The 26,404-nt window shown below is 39.2% G+C and carries 27 protein-coding genes; 17 read left to right on the top strand and 10 right to left on the bottom strand.

From position 1 onward, the window contains the following. Positions 1-117: 117 nt before the first annotated feature. The 5 genes from lipB to AC1Z3T_RS07805 all read left to right on the top strand — a co-directional run bounded on the left by lipB (position 118) and on the right by AC1Z3T_RS07805 (position 4,287). Complete coding sequence (gene lipB / locus AC1Z3T_RS07825; protein WP_005030754.1) at positions 118-807, top strand: lipoyl(octanoyl) transferase LipB; 690 nt, start codon at positions 118-120, stop codon at positions 805-807. A gap of 77 nt (positions 808-884) precedes the next feature. Then, on the top strand, positions 885-1,418 hold the full coding sequence (locus tag AC1Z3T_RS07820) for a hypothetical protein (RefSeq protein WP_100884650.1): 534 nt from the start codon (positions 885-887) through the stop codon (positions 1,416-1,418). A gap of 3 nt (positions 1,419-1,421) precedes the next feature. Next, positions 1,422-2,606, top strand: coding sequence for an iron-containing alcohol dehydrogenase (locus AC1Z3T_RS07815; RefSeq protein WP_005030756.1), 1,185 nt, complete (start codon positions 1,422-1,424; stop codon positions 2,604-2,606). Between the two features lie 28 nt (positions 2,607-2,634). Further along, positions 2,635-2,850 carry a hypothetical protein gene (locus tag AC1Z3T_RS07810; RefSeq protein WP_004828238.1) on the top strand — a complete coding sequence of 72 codons (216 nt, stop codon included), beginning with the start codon at positions 2,635-2,637 and terminating at the stop codon, positions 2,848-2,850. Between the two features lie 24 nt (positions 2,851-2,874). Next, positions 2,875-4,287 carry an APC family permease gene (locus AC1Z3T_RS07805; protein WP_005030758.1) on the top strand — a complete coding sequence of 471 codons (1,413 nt, stop codon included), beginning with the start codon at positions 2,875-2,877 and terminating at the stop codon, positions 4,285-4,287. Between the two features lie 96 nt (positions 4,288-4,383). Here the strand turns inward: AC1Z3T_RS07805 and AC1Z3T_RS07800 are convergent, their stop codons facing one another. Beyond that, positions 4,384-4,938, bottom strand: a complete 555-nt coding sequence (locus AC1Z3T_RS07800; RefSeq protein WP_005030760.1) for a flavodoxin family protein — start codon at positions 4,936-4,938, stop codon at positions 4,384-4,386. A gap of 39 nt (positions 4,939-4,977) precedes the next feature. After that, a complete protein-coding gene (locus tag AC1Z3T_RS07795) occupies positions 4,978-5,694 on the bottom strand; it encodes an SDR family NAD(P)-dependent oxidoreductase (RefSeq protein ID WP_100884649.1) in 717 nt (238 codons plus the stop codon). Between the two features lie 155 nt (positions 5,695-5,849). Here AC1Z3T_RS07795 and AC1Z3T_RS07790 point away from each other — a divergent pair, with 155 nt between their 5' ends. The 3 genes from AC1Z3T_RS07790 to AC1Z3T_RS07780 all read left to right on the top strand — a co-directional run bounded on the left by AC1Z3T_RS07790 (position 5,850) and on the right by AC1Z3T_RS07780 (position 7,318). Further along, positions 5,850-6,242 (top strand): winged helix-turn-helix transcriptional regulator, encoded by a 393-nt coding sequence (locus AC1Z3T_RS07790; protein WP_004828230.1) that lies wholly within the window; start codon positions 5,850-5,852, stop codon positions 6,240-6,242. 127 nt (positions 6,243-6,369) lie between these two features. Then, positions 6,370-6,747, top strand: coding sequence for a hypothetical protein (locus AC1Z3T_RS07785; RefSeq protein WP_100884648.1), 378 nt, complete (start codon positions 6,370-6,372; stop codon positions 6,745-6,747). Between the two features lie 151 nt (positions 6,748-6,898). After that, positions 6,899-7,318, top strand: coding sequence for a hypothetical protein (locus AC1Z3T_RS07780; protein ID WP_100884647.1), 420 nt, complete (start codon positions 6,899-6,901; stop codon positions 7,316-7,318). Positions 7,319-7,345: 27 nt separating this feature from the next. Here the strand turns inward: AC1Z3T_RS07780 and AC1Z3T_RS07775 are convergent, their stop codons facing one another. From AC1Z3T_RS07775 to rplU, 7 genes are all read right to left on the bottom strand, one after another. After that, positions 7,346-7,825, bottom strand: coding sequence for a tRNA (cytidine(34)-2'-O)-methyltransferase (locus AC1Z3T_RS07775; protein WP_004828225.1), 480 nt, complete (start codon positions 7,823-7,825; stop codon positions 7,346-7,348). Between the two features lie 82 nt (positions 7,826-7,907). After that, entirely contained in the window at positions 7,908-9,281 is a 1,374-nt protein-coding gene (gene cysG / locus AC1Z3T_RS07770; protein ID WP_100884646.1) for a siroheme synthase CysG, read from the bottom strand. 81 nt (positions 9,282-9,362) lie between these two features. Then, entirely contained in the window at positions 9,363-10,634 is a 1,272-nt protein-coding gene (serS, locus tag AC1Z3T_RS07765; RefSeq protein WP_004828219.1) for a serine--tRNA ligase, read from the bottom strand. A gap of 109 nt (positions 10,635-10,743) precedes the next feature. Continuing rightward, positions 10,744-11,571 (bottom strand): RsiV family protein, encoded by an 828-nt coding sequence (locus AC1Z3T_RS07760; RefSeq protein WP_100884645.1) that lies wholly within the window; start codon positions 11,569-11,571, stop codon positions 10,744-10,746. Between the two features lie 232 nt (positions 11,572-11,803). Further along, the gene (gene lolA / locus AC1Z3T_RS07755) at positions 11,804-12,499 is read right to left on the bottom strand and encodes an outer membrane lipoprotein periplasmic chaperone LolA (protein ID WP_004828215.1); all 696 of its coding nucleotides are present in this window, start codon (positions 12,497-12,499) and stop codon (positions 11,804-11,806) included. 230 nt (positions 12,500-12,729) lie between these two features. Further along, entirely contained in the window at positions 12,730-12,984 is a 255-nt protein-coding gene (gene rpmA, locus AC1Z3T_RS07750; RefSeq protein ID WP_004828213.1) for a 50S ribosomal protein L27, read from the bottom strand. A 19-nt stretch (positions 12,985-13,003) separates the two neighbouring features. Next, positions 13,004-13,315 (bottom strand): 50S ribosomal protein L21, encoded by a 312-nt coding sequence (gene rplU, locus AC1Z3T_RS07745; RefSeq protein ID WP_004828211.1) that lies wholly within the window; start codon positions 13,313-13,315, stop codon positions 13,004-13,006. A 419-nt stretch (positions 13,316-13,734) separates the two neighbouring features. On the opposite strand from rplU, the gene sdsA reads away from it, so the two are divergent. From sdsA to AC1Z3T_RS07700, 9 genes are all read left to right on the top strand, one after another. Further along, positions 13,735-14,718, top strand: coding sequence for an All-trans-nonaprenyl-diphosphate synthase (gene sdsA, locus AC1Z3T_RS07740; protein ID WP_004828209.1), 984 nt, complete (start codon positions 13,735-13,737; stop codon positions 14,716-14,718). 15 nt (positions 14,719-14,733) lie between these two features. Next, positions 14,734-16,788 carry a site-specific recombinase gene (locus AC1Z3T_RS07735; protein WP_026040307.1) on the top strand — a complete coding sequence of 685 codons (2,055 nt, stop codon included), beginning with the start codon at positions 14,734-14,736 and terminating at the stop codon, positions 16,786-16,788. Between the two features lie 158 nt (positions 16,789-16,946). Continuing rightward, a complete protein-coding gene (locus AC1Z3T_RS07730; RefSeq protein WP_100884644.1) occupies positions 16,947-17,585 on the top strand; it encodes a phosphatase PAP2 family protein in 639 nt (212 codons plus the stop codon). After that, positions 17,585-18,850 carry an efflux RND transporter periplasmic adaptor subunit gene (locus AC1Z3T_RS07725; protein WP_004828204.1) on the top strand — a complete coding sequence of 422 codons (1,266 nt, stop codon included), beginning with the start codon at positions 17,585-17,587 and terminating at the stop codon, positions 18,848-18,850. The genes AC1Z3T_RS07730 and AC1Z3T_RS07725 overlap by 1 nt, the downstream gene beginning before the upstream one ends. Before the next feature lie 12 nt (positions 18,851-18,862). Continuing rightward, positions 18,863-22,042 carry a multidrug efflux RND transporter permease subunit AdeJ gene (adeJ, locus tag AC1Z3T_RS07720; protein ID WP_009585584.1) on the top strand — a complete coding sequence of 1,060 codons (3,180 nt, stop codon included), beginning with the start codon at positions 18,863-18,865 and terminating at the stop codon, positions 22,040-22,042. Further along, entirely contained in the window at positions 22,042-23,496 is a 1,455-nt protein-coding gene (gene adeK / locus AC1Z3T_RS07715; protein ID WP_004828201.1) for a multidrug efflux RND transporter AdeIJK outer membrane channel subunit AdeK, read from the top strand. Before adeJ ends, adeK begins: the two co-directional genes overlap by 1 nt. Before the next feature lie 111 nt (positions 23,497-23,607). Next, positions 23,608-23,958 (top strand): YbjQ family protein, encoded by a 351-nt coding sequence (locus tag AC1Z3T_RS07710; protein ID WP_004828198.1) that lies wholly within the window; start codon positions 23,608-23,610, stop codon positions 23,956-23,958. A 9-nt stretch (positions 23,959-23,967) separates the two neighbouring features. Next, complete coding sequence (locus AC1Z3T_RS07705) at positions 23,968-24,396, top strand: YbjQ family protein (protein ID WP_100884643.1); 429 nt, start codon at positions 23,968-23,970, stop codon at positions 24,394-24,396. Between the two features lie 173 nt (positions 24,397-24,569). After that, complete coding sequence (locus AC1Z3T_RS07700; RefSeq protein WP_100886256.1) at positions 24,570-25,601, top strand: agmatine deiminase family protein; 1,032 nt, start codon at positions 24,570-24,572, stop codon at positions 25,599-25,601. Positions 25,602-25,646: 45 nt separating this feature from the next. On the opposite strand, the gene AC1Z3T_RS07695 is transcribed toward AC1Z3T_RS07700, so the two are convergent. Next, the gene (locus tag AC1Z3T_RS07695) at positions 25,647-26,402 is read right to left on the bottom strand and encodes a PA3715 family protein (protein ID WP_058970851.1); all 756 of its coding nucleotides are present in this window, start codon (positions 26,400-26,402) and stop codon (positions 25,647-25,649) included. Positions 26,403-26,404: the final 2 nt, after the last annotated feature.

Genomic DNA, 26,404 nt, shown 5'->3' with positions numbered 1-26,404 from the left:
AGCCCCACCTCAATCTTAATTACCCTGTTATTTTTAAACCGATAACAACTGTTTTCACCTTTAGTCGTCAATTTCCTTATAATTAACCAACTCCCCTATTTTCAAGGACACATGATAGTGAGTGATGCTGTTCTAAAACCCAAACTGATTATTCGCCAATATCAAGATTTGACATCCTACTCAAATCGTTTTCAAGAAATGAAATCTTTTACTGAGCAACGTGATGAACATTCACCTGATCAGCTTTGGATTCTACAACATCCTGATGTACTCACTCAGGGACAAGCGGGTAAACCAGAACACATCTTAATGCATACCGATATTCCAGTGGTGCAATCTGATCGTGGAGGGCAAGTCACTTGGCATGGTCCTGGTCAAATGGTAATTTATTTTATGTTTGACTTGAATCGCTTGAAATGGAATGTTCGCACACTCGTGACTTATGCAGAAAATCTCATGATAGATTTACTCAAGAAATATCAAGTTGAAGCATATGCCAAACCTGATGCGCCAGGGGTATATGTCAATGAACGTAAAATTGGTTCTTTAGGTTTTAAAATCCGTAGAGGTCGTAGCTATCACGGTTTAGCTTTAAATATTGACTGTAATTTAGAGGGTTTCCACACCATCAACCCTTGTGGATATTCAGGTTTAGAAATGGTACGGGTTTGTGATTTAGTCCAAAATTATCCAGATTACAACCAATTGTCTCAAGATGTGTTTGAGTATTTTCAACAAAGCAATTACTTTAGTGAGATTGAGGTCATTGACAAAAACTCAAATGACGATCAAGTCACATGCAAATAAATCACTTTCTTTTTCTCTAAAAACAAATTAGAGTAATTACTCTAAAACAAAATACAACTGCATAAAGGGACAAGCGAGTGATTTCAAGTAAATCTATCAAACCCGCTTTAGAACAAGCCTACGTCAAACTCATGATGGATGTGATTGGCAGAGGTTTAGTAATGGCGAGTCAAGTTGATGATGAAATTAAACATGAAGTATCTGTACTCCCTGTTGGTTTTACATTATCGATGAAAGTTTTTCCAAATGGCGCTTCATTTATTGCCAAGGTGAATCAAAAGCAACAGCTTGAATTGGTTAAGTCATTAGACCATAAACCTGATCTTTCAATTATTTTTAAGCATATTCATCACGCATTCTTGGTGTTTTCATTCCAAGAAAGTACAGCACAAGCTTTTGCCAATGATCGCATGATTGCAGATGGTGACGTGTCTTATGCGATTCGTTTAGTGCGTTGCCTAAACAAAATGGAAGCATTGATCTTACCAAAACTCGTCGCGGAACTTGCAGTAAAGGAATACCCTTCAGAGTTAACCTTAAAAGAAAAATTAGCTGGTGCTGCGAATATTTATCTCAAAGTTGCCCAATCATATTTAAAAGGGAGTGCTTAACTCATGGCTAAACCATATTACGAATTTTTCTGTCCTGTAAAAGTGATTGCTGGTCATGCCGCACTCGAACATATTCCATTTGAACTGGCAGCATTAGGCGCTAAACGCCCGATGATCATTACTGACAAAGGTGTTCGCGCCAATCAGCTTTTAGCACCAATTGAAGCCGCATTTGAATCCACTGACATTGAAATTGGCGTAATCTTTGATGACGTTCCGCCAGATTCTAGCCTAGAAACTGTGCGTGCAGCGGCTCAAGCTTATCGAGAAAATAATTGTGATGCGATCATTGCAGTTGGTGGTGGTTCAGTCATTGACACGTCTAAGACAGCCAATATTCTGGTATCTGAAGGCGGTGATGATTTACTAAAATACTCAGGTGCACATAACCTGCCTCGCCCACTTAAACCTTTTTTCGTGATTCCGACGACATCTGGTACGGGTTCAGAGGTAACATTGGCAGCTGTTGTCTCAGATAACCAAAAAAATGTAAAACTGGCTTTTGCCTCAAACTACTTAATGCCGCATGCTGCTATTCTTGATCCGAGAATGACACAAACTTTACCACCGCATTTGACAGCAATGACGGCAATGGATGCAATGACACATGCGATTGAAGCATATACATGTATTGCCGCCAATCCGATTTCAGATGCTTATGCCACTGCAGCAATCAAAAAAATCAGCAAGAGCTTATTTGATGTGCTCGACAATCCAAGTGATGCCAATGGACGCCTAGAACTTGCACAGGCATCTACGATGGCTGGAATCGCATTTTCGAATTCTATGGTCGGGATTGTTCACTCATTGGGTCATGCTCTAGGTGCAGTCGCACACTTACCACATGGTTTATGTATGAACTTGTTTCTTCCTTATGTATTGGAATATAACAAGGACGTAAATGGCAATAAAATTGCAGATTTATTATTGCCACTTGCTGGTGCAGATATTTATGCACAAACACCTGCCAATCAACGTGCTGATAAAGCAATTGAAATGTTAATGACTATGCGTGATCACATTAACAGTCTGACTAAATTGCCACGTACGCTCAGTGAAACAGGTAAAGTCTCGCAAGCTCAGTTCGATGAAATCGCTGAAAAAGCTTTAAATGACGGATCAATTATTTTCAACCCGAAAGAAGCAACATTTAAAGATTTAAAATCTATCTTAGAAAAAGCTTGGTAATTGTTTAAAATTAAGACAATATACGCTTATGAACTGGCCTGATGTTTTTCTAAACATCGGGCTTTTATCTTGCAGAATGGTCAGTCAGCTATTTTTTAATCAAGATGGCATGTTTTCTGCTAAAAAAGCAAACAAAGTTACTGACAAAGGCGACCTTTTTAGAGTAGATTGGCGCACTTTTGTTTTATTCTTAGGGGGGATCGTTCGTCTCAAACGATCCTTATTCAATATGACTGATCCTTGATCAACGATTAAGAGGATAACGCCGTTGACAGATATCACTGGGACCCAATCCACAGCCAAATTGAAAAAAAATCTTGTGTTGTGGCATATTATCATTATTGGTCTAGCGTATATTCAGCCACTTACCTTATTTGATACCTTTGGTTTAGTATCAGACGGAAGTCACGGACATGTTCCAACTTCATATATTTTTGCGCTTGTTGCCATTCTTTTAACCTCTATCAGCTATGGTCATATGATTAAGCGTTATCCTTCTTCAGGTTCTGCTTACACTTATGCGCAAAAATCAATCCATCCCAACGTCGGCTTTATGGTCGGCTGGTCATCTTGGTTAGATTATTTATTATCACCACTGGTCAATATTATTCTGGCGGATATCTACCTAAGGGCTTTATTCCCAGACGTCAATAACTGGATATGGGTTATTGCGTTGACTGCTATTATGACAGTGATTAACTTATTTGGTTCACGTTTTGTTGCAAGATTTAATAGCACCATCGTCGTTGTTCAACTGGGTATCATCTTCTATTTTGTCTATGAGGTTTATATTTTACTGACTCAAGGCGTTTATGCAGATGGCACATTAAATCCTGACAAAGCAGAATTATGGTCACTTGCTCCTTTTTGGAGTGAAATGACAACCATTGGTGCATTAATTGGTGGTGCAACGATTCTGTGTTTCTCATTCACTGGTTTTGATGCACTTTCATCACTAGCTGAAGAAACTAAAGATGCTGAAAAAACATTGCCAAAAGCAATTTTTTCAACTGCTTTAATTGCAGGGATCATCTTTATTGTAAGCACTTACTTTATTCAGTTATTTTTCCCAAGTAATGCAACGCTTTATTTCAACCCACTGGATGAGTCTCAGCCTGTAATGTTGGAAGCGCTTGGTAATGCAACGCTTCTCACCGCGATTACGGGAATTGCGTTTAAAAAGCTGGTGCTTTATTTTGCGGTGATTGCGGTACTTGCATCAGGGATTTCAGCGCATGCGGGTGTATCACGTTTGATGTATGTCATGGGACGTGATGGCGTGATCAACAAAAAAGTATTTGGTCATATCAGCCCGAAATTACATACACCGACTTATAATATTTTGATTGTTGGTGTTGTTGCACTCTCTGCTGGTTTCTTAGACCTTGAGCATATCGTTAACTTAATTAGTTTTGGTGCTTTGACTGCATTTAGCTTTGTGAATTTCTCCGTGATTTCACGTTACGCACTACGTGATGGCAGAACGAAATCTCTAAAAGAAATCATCAACTATGTGGTTATTCCTTCACTTGGTTTTGCCAGCGTATTTTTAATGTGGCTAGAAATTGATGAAATGGCATTAAAGCTTGGTTTAGCATGGGCTGTACTCGGTGTTGCTTATTTAGCCTATAAAACACGCGGTTTCCGCTATCCAGCTCCACAACATAATGAACATGAATAATCTATGATTTGAAAAGTTCTAAAACAACAAAGGCGCTGAATGCGCCTTTGTTGTTTTCATAGATTCAAGCAATGCTTTTAAAACATGGATCATGAATTATGCAATAAATTTGTCAGTGATGGCTTGGATACGTTTTGCGTAGGCTTTTGCTGTTTCCAAATCGCCACTTGGAATTTCCTCAACACTGGCATCAGATGGCGATTGAACCAATAAGCCCACAGAACCACCTAAATTATTCACATCCTGACGTGTTGCATCTTTGGTATTTGCTGGCAATAAACCTAGGCTCACCCATATACCGCCATGTTGAGATGCAAGTGTTTGCAATGAAATCAAGGTCACTTGCTTATCACCATTTAAACTTGCGCTGTTGGTAAAGCCACCGAAGATCTTGTCAGTCCAAGCACGTGTAAACCAACGCTTTGAAGATGTATCAGCAAACTTTTTAAATTGCCACGGCGCATTTGCCATATAAGTGGGTGCACCAAATACAATTGCATCAGCAGCATCTAAAGTGTCCCAATCTTGATCTTGGATGTTTCCTTCTTGATCAATTTCAATCAATGTTGCATCAATTTCAGCCGCGAAAGTTTCTGCAATCACTTTAGTATGACCATAACCTGAATAATAAACGACAGCAATTTTTGACATGTTAAGTCCTCGTATATACGTCACTTTTGAATTAAAAATCTAATATTTGATATAACTGGGTAATGTTGCGGTTAAACCTTTTTTGAGTGCTTGCGTGGATGCTCCCACCAACACTTCAAATGCATTGTTTTCAATTCCCTCAAATACCTGTTGTGCAACAGTTGATGGAGAAATTTTAGGAATATCGAGTGTTTGGGTTAAGTCTGTATCAATGAATCCCACATGTACGCCCATCACATGCACATTAAACTTAGATAACCATTGACGTGTTGAATTGGTAAATGACCAAGCTGCAGCTTTAGAAATTGCATAACTAGCCAAAAGTGTGCTTGGCTCCCAAGACACATCAGAAAGAATATTGACGATATAACTTTCAGATTTGTTTTCTAAAATGGGAGAAAAATACTGCGTTGTATTGACCACACCATATAAATTGGTCTCTAAAATAGTTTGAGTTGTTGCCACTATATTGGCTTCAACAGGGCTTTGATTAAGACGAGCAATACCTGCATTATTCACCAAAATATTCACGTCACCACATTGCGCTACTGCATTTTGAATAGAAATAGGATCTGTTACATCCACAACAACTGGAATAATGCCCTGTTCATTAAAATCAGCAATATTACGTATTCCTGCATATACCTTTTGAGCACCACGTCGTACCGCTTCTTGTGCCAATGCCAAACCTAAACCACGATTTGCACCTGTTATAAAAATGACTGCATCTGAAATTTTCATTGCAACAATATCCATTCATACCCTATGGTCAGTCAAAAACAACTGCCTTAGTCATCCGTTGTTTCAACTCGATAAATTTATGATATACTTTTGAAATCTAGTATCAATTAGTTACTACTTGGTAACTGGTCAATTTTTTGTTCTAAAATGCCTATAGAGAGGTTAATTTTATGACTAATGCATTCAATTTTAATATTTTTCATCCTGATTGCCCGGCACGATCTTTTTTTGAAAAATTTGCAGATAAATGGATTTTATTAATCATTTATCAACTCGATCAGCACTCACAGCACTTCAATGAACTCAAAAAAAACTTGATGGGCATCTCTCCCAAAGTGCTTTCTCAGAAATTAAAAATTCTTGAAAGAGATGGCTTTATTTCTCGTACTATTCATGAAAATAATGTTATTCGAGTTGAATATGCTTTAACAACACTGGGACATGAATTTGCCCAAACCGCACTATCATTTAAAATCTGGGCTGAAGGAAATATGCAACATGTGATACGTGCGCAGAGGCAATTTGATTTAGTTCAAGCAAAAACTGAGCCAGCGATAATATAAGTCACTTGTATTGCAAAAACAGACATGATGCACTTAAATATCACCAATATATCCCTAAGCTGCATCATCGCGGGAACATAGGACCTAAATATAATTCCAAAATTACAGACTGAAAGGAATAACAACAATGAAGATTATATTTTTCTCTATCTTGATCACGATGAGCAATCTCACTTTTGCATCTTATGAAAACTCATGTGATCTGATTGTTAAACTTTTAGAAAATACTTCAACACGTACACTTTATATCAATAGAGATGGACTTGGTGAGATAGAGGAAACATCAATGAATATCAAAGGTGTTGTCAAAAAAGCGCAAGCAGCTGGGCGTGCGGATCAAGGCTGCCAACACTATATTGGTCAAGTTATAGAAGAGAATTTAACAAATTATCCAAATCGCTCAGAACTTAAAAAGGGAGAGAAAATTAAACTGAATATCTTAATCACAGATTACAAAGGAATGTCTAAATCTAAAACTATCACCTATTCAGAAACAAATAAATAAATCTCCAAAAGCTTCTAATAATTTGTATAAAAGCATAAAGTTTATTGGATATGAGTGATTGAAATCGAATCACTTGTATGGATAATCAGGCGGTTTGAATATAGCAATTAAAATCAATCAAACGAAAAGATACTTTTAAAATGAGAAAATTATGAAAATAGTATTGCTATTGATGTTGAGCATAATCACTCATAGTACATATGCTTCTTACATCAACTCTTGCGATTTAGTGGTGAAACTTTTAGAAGATACTACAGTAAAATCTTTTCAAGTCTACAAAGAAGGCTTCATTCCCAATGTGAATGACAAACATCTTATTTCCTTTAAAGGTCTTGTTAAAAAAGCAAGTGTGGCAGATCGTGCAGACAGCGATTGTCAACACTATATGGGCACAGTCTTGAAAAATAGTTTTCTCTATCCCTATGCATCTTTTAAGGCAAAGAAAGGACAAAAGATTAAAATAAATCTGCTAATCAAAGATTTTAGAGAAACCTCTAAATCCGATCAGGTAACATATTCAATTTTAATCACATTACTCGAACCAAAAAGTAAAACAAAGATTATCTTTTGATAAGCCCTCTATAGAACAAGTAAAATTTCACTGAAGCTCTTTAAAATCTTGCTGACGCCATGCTTCATAAAGAATCACCGCAGTCGCATTGGATAAATTTAAACTGCGTGAATTCGGTGCCATAGGTAAACGAATCCAATGTTGCTGAGGAAACATCATTCTGACATCTTCAGGTAAACCACGTGTTTCTGGTCCCATTAGCAAAGCAACAGGACGATTTAAATCCGAGGTATGTGGTGTCTCAGTGCCTTTGGTCGTCAAAGGATAAATCGCATCAAGGTCAATCCCTTGATCCTTTAAATGAACCAAACATTCTGCAAAGTTTTCCCAAACTTTCATATGTGCCCATTCATGATAATCCAAACCAGCACGACGCAACTTCTTATCATCTAGCTCAAAACCCAAAGGTTTGACAAGATGTAATTGTGCACCAGTATTGGCACATAAACGAATGATATTCCCTGTATTTGCAGGAATTTCAGGTTCGTATAAAACAACATGAATCACGGGAGATCTCTACTTTTCAAAATCCAACCTAAATACTTAAAAAAGAGAATAACTCTTTCATCAACAAAAGATTAGAAAGATTTTATTGCCACTGTAACTGTTCACGCAAACGTACCACTTCACCGATAATGGTCAAAGTAGGCGCTTGTATATGGTTTTCTTCAACTTTTGATGCGATGTCAGCCAAAGTTCCCACCACGACTTTTTGATCAGGTGTCGTACCTTTTGAAATTAAAGCCACTGGCATATTTGGACGTTGACCATGCGCAATCAGATTTTCACAAATTTTTTCCAATCCAACCAAGCCCATATATAAAACCAGTGTTTGATTTTCATAGACCAACTCACGCCAAGGTAACTCAGGTGAACCTTCTTTAAGATGCCCTGTCAAAAACCGCACACTCTGAGCATAATCTCGGTGTGTCAGTGGAATTCCTGCATAAGCAGAACAACCCGATGCTGCTGTTACACCAGGCACGACCTGAAAGGCTATATTTGCAGCAAAAAGCTCTTGGATTTCTTCACCACCACGCCCGAAAATAAATGGATCACCACCTTTCAAACGGCATACACGCTTACCTTCAGCAGCATATTTGACCAGCAAAGCGTTGATACCATCTTGAGGTACTGAATGATTTGATCGTGCTTTACCAACATATATCTTTTCAGCATCACGGCGACATAACTCTAATATGGGCGGTGAAACCAAGCGGTCGTAAATAATCACATCTGCTTGTTGCATGAGTCTCAATGCTTTTAATGTTAAAAGCTCAGGATCACCTGGTCCTGCTCCGACCAAATACACTTCACCTTTTGGCTTTTGCCATTTACCCAAGGCTTGCTCAATCAGGCGATCTGCCTCGATCAAGTTGTCATTAAACACCTGCTCTTTTAAAGGGCTGGCATATAAGTCTTCCCAAAAAATACGACGCTCATCTGGATTGATGATCTGTTCTTTCACTGCTTTACGCCATTTTCCAGAAAAATCAGCAAGCTTCCCCATCCCATGTGGAATAGCAGCTTCAAGTTGAGTGCGAATTTGTCTAGAAAGAACCGGAGAAGCACCATTGGTCGCAATTGAAATAACCAACGGTGAACGATCAATAATGGCAGGCACCATAAAACGACAATGCGGAGGATCATCTACACTATTGACCAATATATTGAGATCTTCACAATGCTCAAAAATAGCTTGGTTTACAGCCTTATCATTGGTTGCCGCAATCACCAAGCGATAATGACTTAGGCTGAGTTGTACATTAAATTTTTCTGGATGATATTGCCCATGCGTCGAATGTACAAGCGCTAAAAGCTCTGCTTCTATGTCAGGGGCAATCACATAAATAACTGCACCCGATTTAGCCAATAATACCGCTTTGCGGTAGGCAATATGCCCACCACCAACAATCAGACAAGGTTGCCCTTGCAATTTTAATGAAATTGGGAAAATTTCCACAGTGTTCCTCAAAAGTTCAAATCTGATTGTACTAAGCAATATTTATGCACATAACTCACACATTGATCAACAAATCATTGCTTAATCGATGAATGTTGCACCAGCCATGTACGGACGTAATACTTCTGGTACTTCGATAGAGCCATCCGCACGTTGATAATTTTCCATCACCGCCAACAAGGTACGCCCCACAGCCAAACCAGAACCATTCAAGGTATGCACCAGTTCAGTTTTCTTTTGGTCTGCACGATAACGAGCCATCATACGACGTGCTTGGAAGTCCCACATATTTGAACAAGAAGAGATCTCACGGTAAGTGTTTTGACTTGGTACCCAAACTTCTAAGTCATAAGTTTTACATGCGCCAAAGCCCATATCTCCACCACATAAAACGATTTTACGATACGGTAAGCCCAGTGCTTGTAAAATACCTTCGGCATGTCCAGTCAAGGCCTCCAAAGCATCCATTGAGTCTTCAGGCTTAACGATTTGAACCATTTCAACTTTGTCAAATTGGTGCTGACGAATCAAACCACGAGTATCACGACCATATGAACCTGCTTCACTACGGAAACATGGTGTATGTGCTGCATACTTCAGAGGTAAACGATCAGCATCAATAATCTCATTACGAACAAAGTTGGTTACAGGAACCTCAGCCGTCGGAATCAAATAGTATTCTTTCTCACCTTGTAATTTGAATAAGTCTTCTTCAAATTTAGGTAATTGCCCTGTTCCACGCAATGAATCAGCATTAACAAGATAAGGGACATAAGCTTCGGTATAACCATTTTTAAGCGTATGAGTATCCAACATAAATTGGGTTAACGCACGTTGTAAACGCGCCAAAGGACCTTTGAGCACACTAAAACGTGTACCTGTCAGTTTTGTCGCAGTTTCAAACTCTAAGCCGCCCATCATTTCGCCAAGATCAGTATGATCTTTAATCTCGAAATCAAATTGACGTGGCGTTCCCCATTTCAGGATTTCGACATTATCACTTTCATCTTTACCTTCTGGTACAGACTCATGTGGTAAATTTGGAATAGACATCAATTTTGCTTCAAGCTCAGCCTGAAGTTCATTTAATTCTACTTCAGCTGCTTTGATTTCATCACCAATCGCACCCATACGTGCCATGATTTCAGAAGCATCCCCGCCGGATTTTTTGATTTGACCAACTTGTTTCGCACCCGAATTACGTTCCGCTTGTAAGTTTTCAGTTCTAGACTGAATTTCTTTACGGCGAGCTTCTAGTGATGCCCATTCTTCAACATTCAGTTGCACACCACGTTTTGCCAAGGCTAAATTAACTGCCTCGATATTATTTCGGATTAATTTTGGGTCGATCATAGTCAATCTAAAGTTAAGAAAAAAACTGGCTATAGTGTAAGCTCTTCACTGCAAAAAATACAGTGACAGAGCGTGTTAGCATTGTGAATTGTATGATTTGACAACATATTTATGATGTTGCTGGTTTATCTATCTCTGCTTCAACCTGAGGTAAACTTGGTAAGTATTCGGGTTTAATCAAATCTTTCGCCGTTTGATATGGTAGTTTTAACTCTGGCATGCCTTCTGCATAAGAGGTTAATTCATACAATGGATAAACAAAGACAATTCCATTTACACCGTAATAATAATTATCGCTCAATTGCAACTTATCACGCGTAATATCCTTTTGAATCAACCAATTAGAGTTAGCATCATAAAGTTGCTCTGCAACTTTGGCTTCGACATTCGGTTTTAAAATATCGGTAAGTGCCAAGCGCTTTTGTGTGCTTAAATCAAAGGTCACATATTCATTATGATACATTCCATGCGCAGCTCCTGCTGCATAGGTATAGGTTTGAATCACAAAAGTGGCTAAATTATTTTGTTGAGAGATAAAACGAACATAAATTGAATTTTGATTGAGCCCTTTTGGAGATGTCTGTGCTTCGCTTTCGGCTGAAACATGTCCTTGGTCTTTTTCAAACGCGCCAGGTACATCTTTTTTAATTCGATTTAGAAAATACTCATCAATCCAGGGTACATTGCTTTTTACGCTCTGCAAATCGTATTGAGTACAGCCCGCTTCATCACAGAACTGCTTTTTAATACCATCAACACGTTGAACTTTTGCTTGGATCAATGGAATTTGCGTCGATTTTGCAGTGCTTGTCCCAGTTTGCTCTGCCTGAGGAGCAGGCTTTTCTTGACAACCTGTAGCGATCAGTAAGACTGAAAATAGTGCTGATACAACCAATCCTGTTTTTAAATTCACTTGCATTACCATGTTATAAAGCATAATTAGAGATTTCTTTTATCATAAAACTAGAAATTTCAAATTAATATTCATAATTGTTAATGACCCACATTTTACTCGAAAAATCGCTTTATTTTTTTGATCTCAATCCAAGTTAGGTAAAAGTCATTATTTCTAAGATCTCACTTTACAATGGGCATCACAGCTTATTTATTTTGACTTTTTTCACGCATAAATAAAAAAGCAACCCAAAGGTTGCTTTTTAGAAAAAATATTATTGATCAATAATATCCGTACCCTTAGGAGGCACAAAATTAAAAGTTGAAGCAGGAATTGCAGCATTCACATTGACGTTGTTAAAACGTACAGTAGTGGTTTGCCCCAATGAATCTTGTAAGATCATCAGTGTCGGTGCATTTTTAGCCCCAAAACTAATCGTTAAGCTTTGGAAAGCCCCATCTTTTTGCTTCGGATAAAGCGTGTAATAGGTTTTACCTGCATCTGGCTGAGTGATTCGATACGCTTTTTGAATCTGCTGGGTATTTCCACTTAATAACAATGCAGGCGTATTTGCCACTTGCTCATCTAAGCTCTGTCTAACGGCTTGTTGTAGATCAGGATCATAAATCCATACAGTACGTCCAGCAGTCACGATCGTCTGTTTTGCAGGCGTTGTTGTTTCCCAATAGAACTTTCCTGGGCGCTCGACTTTCATCGTCCCTTTAAAGGTCTGGTTCATATGCTGGGCAGTTAAGCCTTTTTTCTGTACAGCTTTACCCGCTTGTGTTGCTTTGGTGGTTTGTTCAAAATTAGCAGTAAAGCTTTTTACGCCACTGAGCTGTTTGACAAGGTTTGCTGTCGCTTGTTGCTCCGACGCAGCAGTCGCTGCAAAAACTGTTGTGCTCATGACTGGCGCAAGCAGAGCTGCACCTACGGCTACTGCACCCATCGTTTTACGAAGCATATTCATATGTTCACCTTTACTATGTCTGCATATAAAACTGCATGCAGGATGTTATTTAGATGACCTATCTTAAACTAAATCATGTCAGTAATAATTGAGAAAATAAGAAGTTTTGTATTGTTATTAGTGCAATATGTAGAAAACCATTCATCATGATGAAGAATAAATTTAATTTTAAGCAACAATTGAACATAAAAAAGCCCGCAATTAAGCGGGCTTTTTCGAACCATTAAAGCTTACACTTCAACAGATACATAGCGACGGCCAAATTGACCTTTCACTTCAAATTTGATTACGCCGTCAGCAGTAGCAAATAAAGTATGGTCGCGACCCATACCTACGTTTGCACCAGCGTGGAATTCTGTACCACGTTGACGAACGATAATGTTACCAGCAGTCACAGCTTGACCACCGTACATTTTAACACCTAACATTTTAGGGTTCGAATCACGACCGTTTTTAGTCGAACCACCGGCTTTTTTAGTTGCCATGTCTCTATACTCCTAGTGATTAACCTGCGATCGCAGTAATTTTCAACTCGGTAAACCATTGACGGTGACCTTGTTGCTTACGGTAGTGCTTACGACGACGCATTTTAATAATACGGATTTTGTCATGACGACCGTGACCAACCACTTCTGCAGTTACTTTTGCGCCAGCTACAACTGGAGCACCGATTTGAATGCTTTCGCCATTCACAACCATTAATACATCATCAAATGTAATCGTTGCGCCTGTTTCAGCTTTCAACAATTCAACTTTAAGGGTTTCACCCTCAACAACACGGTGCTGTTTACCACCGCTTTGGATTACTGCGTACATAACGTACTCCAACTTGCCCGTGTCGTCGTGCCGATAAAGGAATATATCGATCTTAAAACGAACGCCACTGGGGGTTATACAAGGGCAAAGATTTTAAGTGATAATGAATTAAACAACAAGTCATTTTCATGAAATATTAACATTGCCTACAAATTAATCGCAATAATCACTTTTTTTTAAGGTTTAACCCTTGAATATGTGAATTTTTTTATTAAATTGAAATAGATTTTTAAAACAAATCCGCTACTATGTAGCTCAAAACAACAACGTGCAGAATATTTAATGTTTTATGCTTTTTTGGACAATTAAAGAACAAATCATTAAGATTCAGGCACGATGTCTGCTTCCAAAAGCAACATTCAGACATATTCATTGTTACACTAACGACTTATAACGCATTTGCATGAGGCTCCCACCCGATGACCATCGACTTTAAGCAAGATATTCTCGCTCCTGTTGCAACAGACTTTGCTGCGATGGACAAGTTTATTAATGAAGGGATTACCTCAAAAGTTGCTTTGGTGATGGCGGTCAGTAAGCATGTGGTTGAAGCTGGCGGAAAACGTATGCGCCCCATTATGTGTTTACTTGCAGCAAAAGCTTGCGGTGCAACAGACACGCAAATGGAGCCCTACCGTAAACTGGCTGCCATTATTGAAATGTTGCACACGGCAACATTGGTTCACGATGATGTCGTTGATGAGTCAGGTTTGCGTCGTGGTCGTCCAACTGCAAACGCAACATGGAATAACCAAACGGCAGTTTTAGTAGGTGACTTCCTGATTTCACGTGCATTTGACTTGCTGGTTGATCTGGACAATATGGTGTTGTTAAAAGATTTTTCGACAGGAACCTGTGAAATTGCTGAAGGTGAAGTTTTACAACTTCAGGCACAACATCAACCTGAAACCACAGAACAAACATATTTAGATATTATTCACGGTAAAACTTCACGTTTATTTGAATTAGCAACAGAAGGCGCTGCTATTCTTGCTGGTCAACCTCAATATCGTGAGCCACTCCGTCTTTTTGCTGGACATTTTGGCAATGCCTTCCAAATCATCGATGATATTTTAGACTATACCTCTGACGCTGAAACATTAGGTAAAAATATTGGTGATGATTTGATGGAAGGAAAACCAACTTTACCTTTAATCTCTGCTTTAGCGAATACACAAGGCGAAGAACACGAAATTATTCGTAAGAGTATTGCAACTGGCGGGACAGCAGATTTAGAACGTGTGATTCAAATCGTTCAAACTTCTGGTGCTTTAGATTATTGTAGTCGCCGTGCAAATGAAGAAACACAAGCTGCGATCCAAGCACTGAGTCATTTACCTGAATCTAAATACCGTCAAGCATTGTATAACTTGGCGCAACTTGCCTTACATCGCATTCAATAGAATTTAACAAGGCCTATGCATATACATTTTAATGATCTTTTTCTCCTTATGCAGGAACAACTTGATGATCCCAAAGTTGTTCCAAATCCTGATATTTTAATCGAGCTAGTCAAACGGATCAGACCCAATGACACACGTAACCTAGAAGAAATTGAAAATAAATTCAATTCATTAATTCAATCTCTACTCATTACGCCTAATGCATCTTCAGCATTTCAAGGTTACTTACTCAAGCTAGTCAATCATTACAAACAAGCCGGGCTATATGCGGACAGTGGCATATTATCCTTAGATGGATTCTGGAATCAGCTTGGGCAACGTATTGGTGCTCACTTTCTTCCTTTATTACCTGATGAAACAGAACTAAAAGATTTAGTCGGTAAGGTTTTTTATCAACGCAGTGATAAATATTGGCTTGAAAATATTGATTCAGCGCATTGGAAACAGTTATTTCAACTCCTCAATCAAGGGCATCGTTATAGCAATGATAAACTTGGTATCAAACGCGATATTATTAAAGCGATTACCGTACTCTCCTACCGTATTAGTGGTATTGGTTTATATCCAGAGTTTATCAATGCTTATCCTGAATTACAGGAATATGAATCTCCATTTTTAGTCCAAAACCGTGAAATCGTTGAATTTATAGAAGCTTATAAAAAACAACACCGCGATCAGGATCAGTATGCGGTCACTGTTCCACCAGATGCAGATCAAGCCTTGGTCATGATTGAACAGTGTCGTGATGTGGTGTTCAAGGTTCGTCGAGCAATTAAGCGAATTGGTGTCAGTCTAAGTTTGACCTATTTATTGTCACTGCTTGAACAATGTTTGGATCGTATAGAACTGTTATTGAATCTGTTGGTAGAAGATGATCAGATTCGTTATGCATTGTGTGGAGAACTACTGACTGACTTGGTTGATGCGCATTATAGTGAAACGAGTGTTCGTGATTTACTCAAAACCAATAGTGAATTGATTGCTCTACAAGTTACAGAAAATGCCAGCAAAACAGGCGAACATTACGTAAGTACTGATAAAAAAGGCTTCTTGGGTATGTATCAAGCAGCAGCAGGTGCTGGTGTGATCATTGCCACAATGGCAACCCTTAAAATCCTCTCTGCACGTTTAGTACTCGCGCCTTTTATGCATGCTTTTCTGTATAGCATGAATTATTCACTGGGTTTTATTCTGATTCATGTTTTACACTTTACGGTTGCCACCAAACAACCAGCAATGACTGCTGCAGCACTTGCCTCGACAGTACAGCATCAAAAAGGATCAAAAACGGCACAAATTGCAGAACTTGCAGGTCTAATTATTAATATTATTCGCACTCAGTTTATTGCGATTTTAGGCAATATTTCGATTGCAATACCAACAGCTGCACTCATCACCTATTTATGGCAATTGGCAATGGATGAACCTTTGCTCACACATGCCAAAGCCACGACTTTACTGCATAGCTTGAATCCGTTTACCTCACTTGCCATTCCACATGCAGCAATTGCCGGTGTTTGTTTGTTTTTATCAGGATTAATTGCTGGATATTTCGACAATATGTCGGTTTATCGCAAGGTCGGACCACGCCTGAAAGCTCACACCAAATGGAAGAAATTTTTAGGACAGGAACGACTCAATAAATTTGCGGATTATGTTGAACGCAATTTGGGTGCACTGGCAGGTAATTTCCTCTTTGGTATCATGCTTGGAAGCATGGGAACCATTGGTTTTATCTTGGGTTTACCTTTAGATATTCGCCATATTGCTTTTGCATCTGCAAACTTTATTCAAGGTTTAATGACGATTAATGGCTCTCCAGATATCGGTTTGATTATCGTTTCTTTTCTGGGTGTATTATGTATCGGTTTAACCAACTTATTTGTAAGTTTTACTTTAACAATTATCGTTGCACTCCGAGCAAGGCAAGTGCGCTTTTCCCAATGGAAACCTTTGGCAAAACTGATATTTACCCATTTTTCAACGCGCCCAATTGATTTTTTCTGGCCACCAAAGCAACCGTTACAGCTTGAAGACGAAGCAACACCACAAAACAAACTAAATCACTAAACTTTTTGTTATTTTTTGTGCAAAATGTCAAATATTTTACAAAAAGAAATTAGTATAAATTACCTAATTTTACTCACTTGAAAAAAAGTGTACTGGCGAGTACACTTCAGTGCATTAAATAAACTTAACGTACATGTTTTTATACTCTAGGTCATTTTATGCCTTATGTATTGCTCCTTATTGGCTGTATAAGTTTACTTATTGGGAGTATTGGTTTAACCATAAACCAAGTGCAACTATTTGATTTATCAAGTGTTGTATGGATGAGTTCACACCGTTTAGATTTTTTAAATGGTATTGCGCTTAGCCTATCCTATCTAGGCGGCTTACCGTCAATGATCGTGATTGCAGGGCTATGTAATGTATATTTCATACGCCTAAAACAGTATGCAAACATACTGATGATCAGTATTGGGTTACTTGGTGCTTCAGCGATTGGTTGGATAATTAAATATCTAGTCAATCGCCCACGACCTGATGAAATCTACCAGATGGTGCAAACCTATGGTGCTTCATTTCCCAGTGCTCACAGTATTTATGCTGCTATTGTATATTGTTCGATTATGTTTATATTTCAAAAGCATCACCACGTTAAATGGATTGGCTTGGGAGGCTTTTTATGGTTTCTAAGCATGGGGGTCTCTAGAATTTATCTGGGAGCACATTTCCCAACTGATGTACTCACTGGATGGGGTATAGGTTTCATATGGGCTGCTATTTTATGGTTCATATTGACACCAGAAACGTTAAGTCAGAACAAATTATTTTTAGATAAGAATCTAAACGAGGTGGAATAATGATGTCGGCAAAGCTTTGGGCTCCTGCCCTTACTGCTTGTGCTCTCGCAACAAGTATTGCACTTGTAGGTTGCAGCAAAGATCCTAAATCAGCACAAGAAGCTGGTGGTGCTGCCCAAAAAATGCCGCCGACTGAAGTTGGTGTCATTGTTGCTCAACCACAAAGCGTTGAACAAACTGTAGAACTTTCTGGTCGTACTTCAGCATATCAAATATCTGAAGTTCGTCCGCAAACAAGTGGTGTAATTTTAAAACGTTTGTTTACAGAAGGTAGTTTTGTTCGTGAAGGTCAACCTCTTTACGAGATTGATTCGAGAGTTAACCGTGCAAACTTAGACAATGCAAAAGCAGCTTTAGTACGTCAGCAAGCGAATTTAAATTCATTACAAGTGAAAGCAAATCGTTATCGCCAACTTGTTGGCATTAACGCAGTGTCTAAACAAGAATATGATGACTTACTTGCTCAAATAAAACTTGCTGAAGCAGATATTGCTGCTTCAAATGCGACTGTTAAAAATGCACAAATTGATCTAGGCTATTCAACTGTTCGTTCGCCTATTTCTGGTCAATCAGGTCGTTCATCTGTTACTGCTGGTGCTTTAGTCACAGCCAATCAGGCGAATGCTTTAGTGACAATTCAACAACTTGATCCAATTTACGTAGACATCAGCCAATCAAGTGCTGAGTTGTTACGTCTACGTCAACAGTTGAGTCAAGGTAGCATTGATCGCAGTAACAACACAAAAGTACGCTTAAAACTTGAAGATGGTAGTTACTACCCTGTCGAAGGAAATCTGGCATTTTCTGACGCAAGTGTAAACCCAGAAACAGGTTCGGTGACCCTACGTGCTGTGTTCTCAAATCCGAATCACTTGTTATTGCCAGGTATGTTTGCCAACGCGCAAATCGTACAGGGTGTGATTCCAAATGCTTACTTGGTTCCGCAAGCTGCGATTACACGTACGCCAACAGGTCAAGCCATTGCAATGATTGTCAATGCAAAAGGTGCTGTTGAAAGTCGTCCAATCACAACTGCAGGTGTTCATGGCAAAGATTGGATCGTCACTCAAGGTTTAAATACAGGTGATAAAGTCATTGTTGATGGTATCGCGAAAGTTAAACCTGAACAGGAAGTGGTTGCTAAACCTTATCAACCACAAGCTGAAGCTCAACCTGGACAAGCTGCGCCTAAACCAGCAACAGCTGCTCAACCTGCGGCTCAGCAAGAAAAAAACAGTGAACAAAAATCTACTTCACATGCTTAAGGGGTAGACTGAATGGCTCAATTCTTTATTCATCGTCCGATTTTTGCATGGGTAATTGCATTAGTCATTATGTTAGCGGGTGTACTCACGCTGACAAAAATGCCCATTGCACAATATCCGACGATTGCACCACCGACTGTCACCATTTCTGCGACATATCCAGGTGCATCTGCTGAAACTGTTGAGAATACAGTTACACAGATTATCGAACAACAAATGAATGGCTTGGATGGCTTACGTTACATCTCATCTAACAGTGCGGGTAACGGTCAGGCGTCAATCCAATTAAACTTTGAACAAGGTGTCGATCCAGATATCGCCCAAGTTCAAGTACAAAACAAATTACAGTCAGCAACTGCGCTTTTGCCTGAAGATGTACAACGTCAAGGTGTGAAAGTGACCAAGTCTGGCGCAAGTTTCTTACAGGTACTTGCATTCTATTCTACACAAGACAGCCTTTCTGCAAATGACATTAAGGACTATGTAAACTCAAACATTTCAGAACCATTAAGCCGTGTAGCGGGTGTGGGTGAAGTGCAAGTGTTTGGTGGTTCATATGCGATGCGTATTTGGCTTGATCCTGCAAAATTAACCAGTTTAGGGCTTACACCGAGTGATGTTGCAGCAGCAATTCGTGCACAAAACTCACAGGTTGCTGTAGGTCAATTAGGTGGTGCGCCATCTGTTGACGGGCAAGTGTTGAACGCAACGGTTAATGCGCAAAGCATGTTGACCACACCTGAACAGTTTAAAAACATCTTCTTGAAAAATACCAGTGACGGTGCTCAAGTACGTTTAGGTGATGTTGCTCGTGTTGAATTAGGTGCGGACAACTATCAGTTTGACTCGAAGTACAATGGTAAACCTGCTGGCGGTGTTGCAATTAAACTTGCGACGGGTGCCAATGCATTAGATACAGCGAAAGCAGTTGAAGCGCGTTTGGTTGATTTACGTAAGAACTACCCTGCTGGCATGAAAGATGAATTGGCATTTGATACAACACCATTTATTCAACTGTCGATTGAAAGTGTGGTTCATACCTTAATCGAAGCGGTTATTCTTGTATTCTTTGTCATGTTCTTGTTCTTACAGAACTGGCGTGCAACGATTATTCCAACAATGGCTGTTCCAGTGGTTGTGTTGGGTACCTTTGCTATCATCAATCTATTTGGATTCTCAATCAATACACTGACCATGTTTGCGATGGTTCTGGCGATTGGTCTCTTGGTAGATGATGCCATCGTTGTGGTCGAAAACGTTGAACGGGTCATGCAGGAAGATCATCTAGATCCAGTCACTGCCACAGAACTTTCAATGAAACAGATTTCTGGTGCATTGGTAGGTATTACCTCAGTATTGACTGCTGTATTCGTTCCAATGGCATTCTTTGGGGGTACAACAGGTGTAATTTATCGACAATTCTCGATCACGCTCGTGACTGCGATGGTGCTTTCATTAATTGTTGCTTTAACATTTACGCCTGCACTGTGTGCGACTATTTTGAAACAGCATGATCCAAACAAAGAACAAAGCAATAACATCTTTGCACGTTTCTTCCGTTGGTTTAACAATGCTTTTGATCGTACTGCGGAAAAATACCAAAATGGTGTAAACCGCATGACTCACCATAAAATATTCTCAGGAATTATTTATGCTGTTGTCGTTGGTGTATTGGTCACTGTATTTATCAAAATGCCGTCTTCATTCTTACCTGAAGAAGATCAGGGTATTGTAATGACCTTGGTACAATTACCACCAAATGCAACCTTGGATCGTACTGGTAAAACCATTGATACCATGACCAACTATTTCTTAAATAAAGAAAAAGATTCGGTTAAATCTGTATTTAGTGTGGCTGGTTTCTCCTTCACTGGGGTCGGTCAAAATGCGGGGCTTGCTTTCATTCGTTTGAAAGATTGGGAAGAACGTACAACACCTGAACAACAGATTGGTGCAGTCATTCAACGTGGTATGGCACTCAACATGATCATCAAAGATGCATCATATGTTATGCCACTGCAATTGCCTGCAATGCCTGAATTAGGTGTAACTGCTGGTTTTAACTTGCAGTTAAAAGATCCAGGTGGTCAAGGTCATGACAAACTGATTGCTGCTCGTAATGCGATCTTAGGCATGGCGTCACAAGACAAACGTCTTGTCGGTGTACGACCAAATGGTCAAGAAGATACGCCTCAGTATCAAATCACAATCGACCAAGCGCAAGCAGGTGCGATGGGTGTAAGCATTGCTGATATCAACTCAACCATGAGCATGGCTTGGGGTGGTTCTTATATCAATGACTTCGTTGACCGTGGTCGTGTGAAGAAAGTTTATGTCCAAGGTGATGCGAATGCTCGTATGATGCCTGAGGACTTAAACAAATGGTATGTACGTAATAGCAAAGGTGAAATGGTTCCATTCTCTGCCTTTGCAACAGGCAAATGGACTTATGGTTCACCTCGTCTAGAACGTTACAATGGTGTTGCTTCAGTCAACATTCAAGGTACGCCTGCCCCTGGCGTCAGCTCTGGTGATGCGATGGCAGCAATGGAAGAAATCATTGCCAAATTACCATCTATGGGCTTGTCAGGTTATGACTATGAATGGACAGGTTTATCATTAGAAGAACGTGAGTCTGGCGCTCAAGCACCATTCTTGTATGCGCTTTCATTATTGATTGTATTCTTGTGTCTTGCAGCACTCTATGAAAGCTGGTCGATTCCATTCTCAGTATTACTTGTGGTTCCATTAGGTGTATTGGGTGCGGTGTTATTGACATATTTCGGTATGATCATTAAAGGTGATCCAAATCTTTCCAATAACATTTACTTCCAAGTGGCACTCATTGCAGTCATCGGTTTGTCTGCGAAGAATGCGATTTTGATTGTAGAATTTGCGAAAGAGTTGCAAGAAAAAGGCGAAGAGCTGTTTGAAGCTACCTTGCATGCTGCAAAAATGCGTTTACGTCCAATCATTATGACAACTTTGGCGTTTGGTTTCGGTGTACTCCCTCTTGCTCTGTCAACAGGTGCAGGCGCTGGTAGCCAACACTCAGTCGGATATGGTGTATTGGGTGGTGTGATTAGTTCAACACTTTTAGGTATCTTCTTTATTCCTGTATTCTTCGTATGGATTCGTAGTATCTTTAAGTACAAACCTAAAAATCAAAATATTCAGGAGCATAAATCGTGATGCAAAACGTATGGTCTATTTCAGGTCGTAGCATTGCGGTATCTGCACTTGCGCTTGCTTTGACAGCTTGTCAAAGCATGCGTGGCCCAGAACCGGTAGCTCAAGCGAACATACCTACGAGTTATATTGATAATGGCACGGGTACGTCCATTGCTTCACAAGGCTATAAAGAGTTTTTTGCAGATCAACGCTTGCTTCAAGTGCTCGATCTTGCTTTAGCCAACAACCGTGATTTACGTACAGCAACATTGAATATTCAACGTGCACAACAAGCTTATCAAATCACTGAAAACAATCAGTTACCTACGATTGGTGCAAGTGGCGGTGTTTTACGTCAAGACCAAGGCATGGGTGCTCAGACACGTTATAACGTTGGTCTAGGTGTAACCTCTTATGAGTTGGACTTTTGGGGGCGTGTAAAAAGTTTAAAAGACAATGCACTAGATACTTATCTATCGACTGCAAGTGCACGTGATGCAACGCAAATCAGCTTAATAGGTCAAGTCGCACAGGCTTGGTTAAATTATTCTTTTGCGACAGCACAACTTAAACTGGCTGATCAAACGTTAAAAGCTCAACTTGATTCTTATAACCTCAACAAAAAACGTTTTGATGTGGGTATTGACAGTGAAGTTCCTGTTCGTCAGGCGCAGATCTCTGTTGAAACTGCTCGTAATGATGTTGCAAACTATAAGACTCAAATTGCTCAAGCTCAAAACCTGTTGAACCTACTTGTTGGACAAACAGTTCCTGATAATTTGCTGCCTAAACAACGTGTAACACGTATTACCACAAATTCAGCATTTGCTGCTGGCTTGCCAAGTGACTTGTTGAACAACCGTCCTGATGTTAAAGCAGCAGAATATAAACTTTCAGCTGCGGGTGCGAATATTGGTGCTGCTAAAGCACGTTTATTCCCAACCATTAGCTTGACGGGTTCTGCGGGTTATGCGTCGACAGATTTAAGTGATTTGTTTAAATCTGGCTCATTCGTATGGTCTTTAGGTCCTAGCCTTGATATTCCACTATGGGATTGGGGTACTCGTAAAGCGAACATTAAAATTTCAGAAACAGATCAACAAATTGCGTTGTCTGATTATGAAAAATCTGTTCAATCAGCTTTCCGTGAAGTGAATGATGCTTTAGCGACACGTCAAAATATTGGTGATCGTCTATCTGCACAGAAACGTTTGGTTGATGCGACCAATACGACCTATAAACTTTCAAATGCCCGTTTCCGTGCAGGTATTGACAGTTTCTTATCGGTATTAGATGCGCAACGTACTTCATATTCTGCTGAACAAGGTTTGTTACTTTTAGAACAAGCCAATTTAAACAATCAAATTGAAGTGTATAAAACCTTAGGTGGTGGTCTGAAAGCCAATACTTCAGATCAAATTGCACAGCCTGCTTCTTCGTCTGAATTGAAATATCATCCAAACGATAAAAAGTAAGTAAAATCAAATTGATCATAAAAGCTCACTTCGGTGGGCTTTTTTTATTGCATTTTGAAGCAGAATTTTCTATGTTGGAAACAAATCATCATTATTGAATATTGAAAAACAATGAAATTAAGCAATTTGGAAACTGTTCCTGCCCACAATATTAAGCAACAACTTGATGTGGTTTACGGAAGTACTGTTCGAAGCAAGCATGTCGGTCGTGATTTGATGGCTGGTTTAAAGAATATTGTGGGCGGTGAATTGAAAGGCTATACCGAATTATTAGAAGAATCGCGCCAAGAAGCCATGAATCGAATGATTGAAAAAGCACAAGCTTTGGGTGCCAATGCTATTGTGGGGATTCGTTTTTCCACCTCAAATATTGCACAAGGGGCATCAGAACTTTTTGTTTATGGTACAGCAGTAATTGTTGAGCCAAAGCAAACACAACTTCCCGACCCATTTTCAAATTAGGCAATGTAAATGGATGGTTTAATTTTTAAAATCGGATTAACACTGGTTCTATTTTTTATTGGATGGGGCTTCGGGCGATTCATTGAACAAAAGCATCTAAAGGAATTGGCGGAAAAAGAACAACGCCTTGCGCATATTCGTATTGATACCAATAAGTTTCAGACTTCTGAACGCCAAGGGCAATTGATCAGTAGTAATGTGGTCATTTCTCATGATTACTTTAAATACATCATTGCACAAATTCAGAATTTTTTTGGCGGACGTTTAACCACTTATGAAACTGTAGTTGATCGTGCACGGCGCGAAGCAATTGTACGTTTAAAACAACAAGCTGAGAATGTAGGATCAACCCATATTATGGGCTTACGTTTAAGTACAACCGAACTCGGCATGCAAGGTGGCATGGTTGAAGTGTTTGCTTATGGTACGGCAACCTAATAATTGTATGTGTTTAAACATCGATCATTCGTTTTGTTCTGTACAAAAATGAATGATCTTGATTTACTTCAGCCAGCCAGATCATGATAATCTCAGGATTGATTCAACTGTTATATCCTAGATTTGGTCGTAAAAAACTACAACTTTTTAATGATGCACATCGGCTTGGCTTAATGAAAAATTTAACACTGCAACTTAGCATAGGATTGATCACCATGCTTCCATTGAGCATAAAAGCAGAATTAATTGTACTTGCCTCACCACAGAGCCATGATAAATATTATTCAAAAGTCATCGATGACATTTTTGATTTTCATGTCGATTATGCGAAAAAAATTATTCAACATGGTGACAATGTTGTTATTTTAACCGATCAACAACTTTATCCAGATTATGTCAAAGCTTTGGGAAAACAGCATGTTGCTATAGCGCCAATGCAAGATATTTGGATGCGTGATTTTAGTAGTGCTAATCCCAATCAATCTATTCTTTTTCGTTATACAGCAGCAGGACAAGGTGGAGGCAAAAAAGCTCAAGCCATTTCCGATGATGTTCAAGCAGACTTTAAAGCATATAGTCAAAAAGCAGGACTGCAATTTATCCAAACTCCATTACTGAACGATGGCGGTAATTGGGTTGAAGATGGTTATGGGAATGTGGTGATCAGCACTAAATTTTTATCTGATAATCATTTATCTGAAACTGCTGCACGGCAAAAACTAATTCAACTGACGGGTGCAAAACATATTGCATTTATTGAAGCAGATGAACAAGGTGGCTTAGAACATGCAGATGGAGTAGTCAGCTTTATCGAAAAAGAAACAGTTGTCATCAACTCATATCCAGAAGATCTTGACTATTCGAAACAACTCAAAGCAGATTTGCAACGAGGTATTCCCAATATCAAGATTCATGAGATTGTGACGCCTTATGATGGCAGCCAAATTTACGATGAAAAATTTGGTTCCGCTTGTGGCTTATATACCAATATGCTGGTAACTCCTGAACGGATTTATTTTCCACAATTTGGGATCAAACAGGATGCTGTTGCACTGCAACAGATTCGCCGACTGACCAAACGAACCGTTATTCCTGTTCAATCCGCTCAAGTCTGCAAAATGGGTGGTGGTGTTCGGTGTATGTCATGGCAGTTGAGAGGGAAAAATGCGGAATTGATGTCTAAATTTTTAATCAAAGCACCTTAACGCTTAACCAAGACTACAGACCATAAACCAAGATCTACCTTGTTGTTAATATTGATATTCATCTTTATAACTTTGAGGAATTTGATATTGATTGCCATCAAATTTTAATGTGAAACGTTGTTGGTTGAATTGATGATTCACCTCTTGGCATTCCTCAGCGACTATTTGCATCTGATAACGTTTAATTTTGCTATTGACCAGAATATCGGTATATTTTTTGGTTTGATTTTTCTGCATCACTAGCGTAGAAGTACGCTCTTCTGCATCCGCATTACAATCCATATCTGTTTCTGCACGATCTCGGGTGACAATCAAACTGTCCAAAATTTGCTTTTTATTTTTCAGATCATATAAATTTAAAAGTTGCATGGAAAATGGATTGGGCTGTGAATGCCCTGAATAATTCAATCTCAATCCCAATGCACGATTTGATTCAGTGACTTTATAATTTGCTGTATCCAACTCAATTGAATCCAAACTGATTGCATCAGAAACCATGGGTTCAGTAACACGATAATGATCTATAACCTTTAAGTTTTCAGGCTTAAACTTGATTAAATCCAAATAATATTCACCTTCTTCTGGACGATCTTTAACAGAAATCCACTGAGCATAAGCCATGATCATCGTTGAATCATCAACAGGGTCAGATTTACAGTGAATCAATGACTGTTCAGCCTTCGTAATTTTGGCTTGTTTCAAGACCTTGTTGACCACTTGATGATCATCACACAGACCAGCATAAGCAGCGCCACTTAAAACAAAAGATAAGCCACTTATTTTAAATATAATTTTTTGCATGC

The organism is Acinetobacter sp. B-6, assembly GCF_056930735.1.
This window is presented reverse-complemented; position numbering and strand designations above follow the sequence as displayed.

What these genes read in the sequence shown, in the direction of transcription:
- AC1Z3T_RS07815 (WP_005030756.1), top strand. Translation starts at nt 1,422, where the DNA reads ATGGCTAAACCATATTACGAATTTTTCTGTCCTGTAAAAGTGATTGCT.
- AC1Z3T_RS07810 (WP_004828238.1), top strand. Translation starts at nt 2,635, where the DNA reads ATGAACTGGCCTGATGTTTTTCTAAACATCGGGCTTTTATCTTGCAGA.
- AC1Z3T_RS07800 (WP_005030760.1), bottom strand. Translation starts at nt 4,938, where the DNA reads ATGTCAAAAATTGCTGTCGTTTATTATTCAGGTTATGGTCATACTAAA.
- AC1Z3T_RS07795 (WP_100884649.1), bottom strand. Translation starts at nt 5,694, where the DNA reads ATGGATATTGTTGCAATGAAAATTTCAGATGCAGTCATTTTTATAACA.
- AC1Z3T_RS07790 (WP_004828230.1), top strand. Translation starts at nt 5,850, where the DNA reads ATGACTAATGCATTCAATTTTAATATTTTTCATCCTGATTGCCCGGCA.
- AC1Z3T_RS07785 (WP_100884648.1), top strand. Translation starts at nt 6,370, where the DNA reads ATGAAGATTATATTTTTCTCTATCTTGATCACGATGAGCAATCTCACT.
- AC1Z3T_RS07780 (WP_100884647.1), top strand. Translation starts at nt 6,899, where the DNA reads ATGAAAATAGTATTGCTATTGATGTTGAGCATAATCACTCATAGTACA.
- serS (WP_004828219.1), bottom strand. Translation starts at nt 10,634, where the DNA reads ATGATCGACCCAAAATTAATCCGAAATAATATCGAGGCAGTTAATTTA.
- AC1Z3T_RS07760 (WP_100884645.1), bottom strand. Translation starts at nt 11,571, where the DNA reads ATGCTTTATAACATGGTAATGCAAGTGAATTTAAAAACAGGATTGGTT.
- lolA (WP_004828215.1), bottom strand. Translation starts at nt 12,499, where the DNA reads ATGAATATGCTTCGTAAAACGATGGGTGCAGTAGCCGTAGGTGCAGCT.
- rpmA (WP_004828213.1), bottom strand. Translation starts at nt 12,984, where the DNA reads ATGGCAACTAAAAAAGCCGGTGGTTCGACTAAAAACGGTCGTGATTCG.
- rplU (WP_004828211.1), bottom strand. Translation starts at nt 13,315, where the DNA reads ATGTACGCAGTAATCCAAAGCGGTGGTAAACAGCACCGTGTTGTTGAG.
- sdsA (WP_004828209.1), top strand. Translation starts at nt 13,735, where the DNA reads ATGACCATCGACTTTAAGCAAGATATTCTCGCTCCTGTTGCAACAGAC.
- AC1Z3T_RS07735 (WP_026040307.1), top strand. Translation starts at nt 14,734, where the DNA reads ATGCATATACATTTTAATGATCTTTTTCTCCTTATGCAGGAACAACTT.
- AC1Z3T_RS07730 (WP_100884644.1), top strand. Translation starts at nt 16,947, where the DNA reads ATGCCTTATGTATTGCTCCTTATTGGCTGTATAAGTTTACTTATTGGG.
- AC1Z3T_RS07725 (WP_004828204.1), top strand. Translation starts at nt 17,585, where the DNA reads ATGATGTCGGCAAAGCTTTGGGCTCCTGCCCTTACTGCTTGTGCTCTC.
- adeJ (WP_009585584.1), top strand. Translation starts at nt 18,863, where the DNA reads ATGGCTCAATTCTTTATTCATCGTCCGATTTTTGCATGGGTAATTGCA.
- adeK (WP_004828201.1), top strand. Translation starts at nt 22,042, where the DNA reads ATGCAAAACGTATGGTCTATTTCAGGTCGTAGCATTGCGGTATCTGCA.
- AC1Z3T_RS07710 (WP_004828198.1), top strand. Translation starts at nt 23,608, where the DNA reads ATGAAATTAAGCAATTTGGAAACTGTTCCTGCCCACAATATTAAGCAA.
- AC1Z3T_RS07705 (WP_100884643.1), top strand. Translation starts at nt 23,968, where the DNA reads ATGGATGGTTTAATTTTTAAAATCGGATTAACACTGGTTCTATTTTTT.
- AC1Z3T_RS07700 (WP_100886256.1), top strand. Translation starts at nt 24,570, where the DNA reads ATGAAAAATTTAACACTGCAACTTAGCATAGGATTGATCACCATGCTT.
- AC1Z3T_RS07695 (WP_058970851.1), bottom strand. Translation starts at nt 26,402, where the DNA reads ATGCAAAAAATTATATTTAAAATAAGTGGCTTATCTTTTGTTTTAAGT.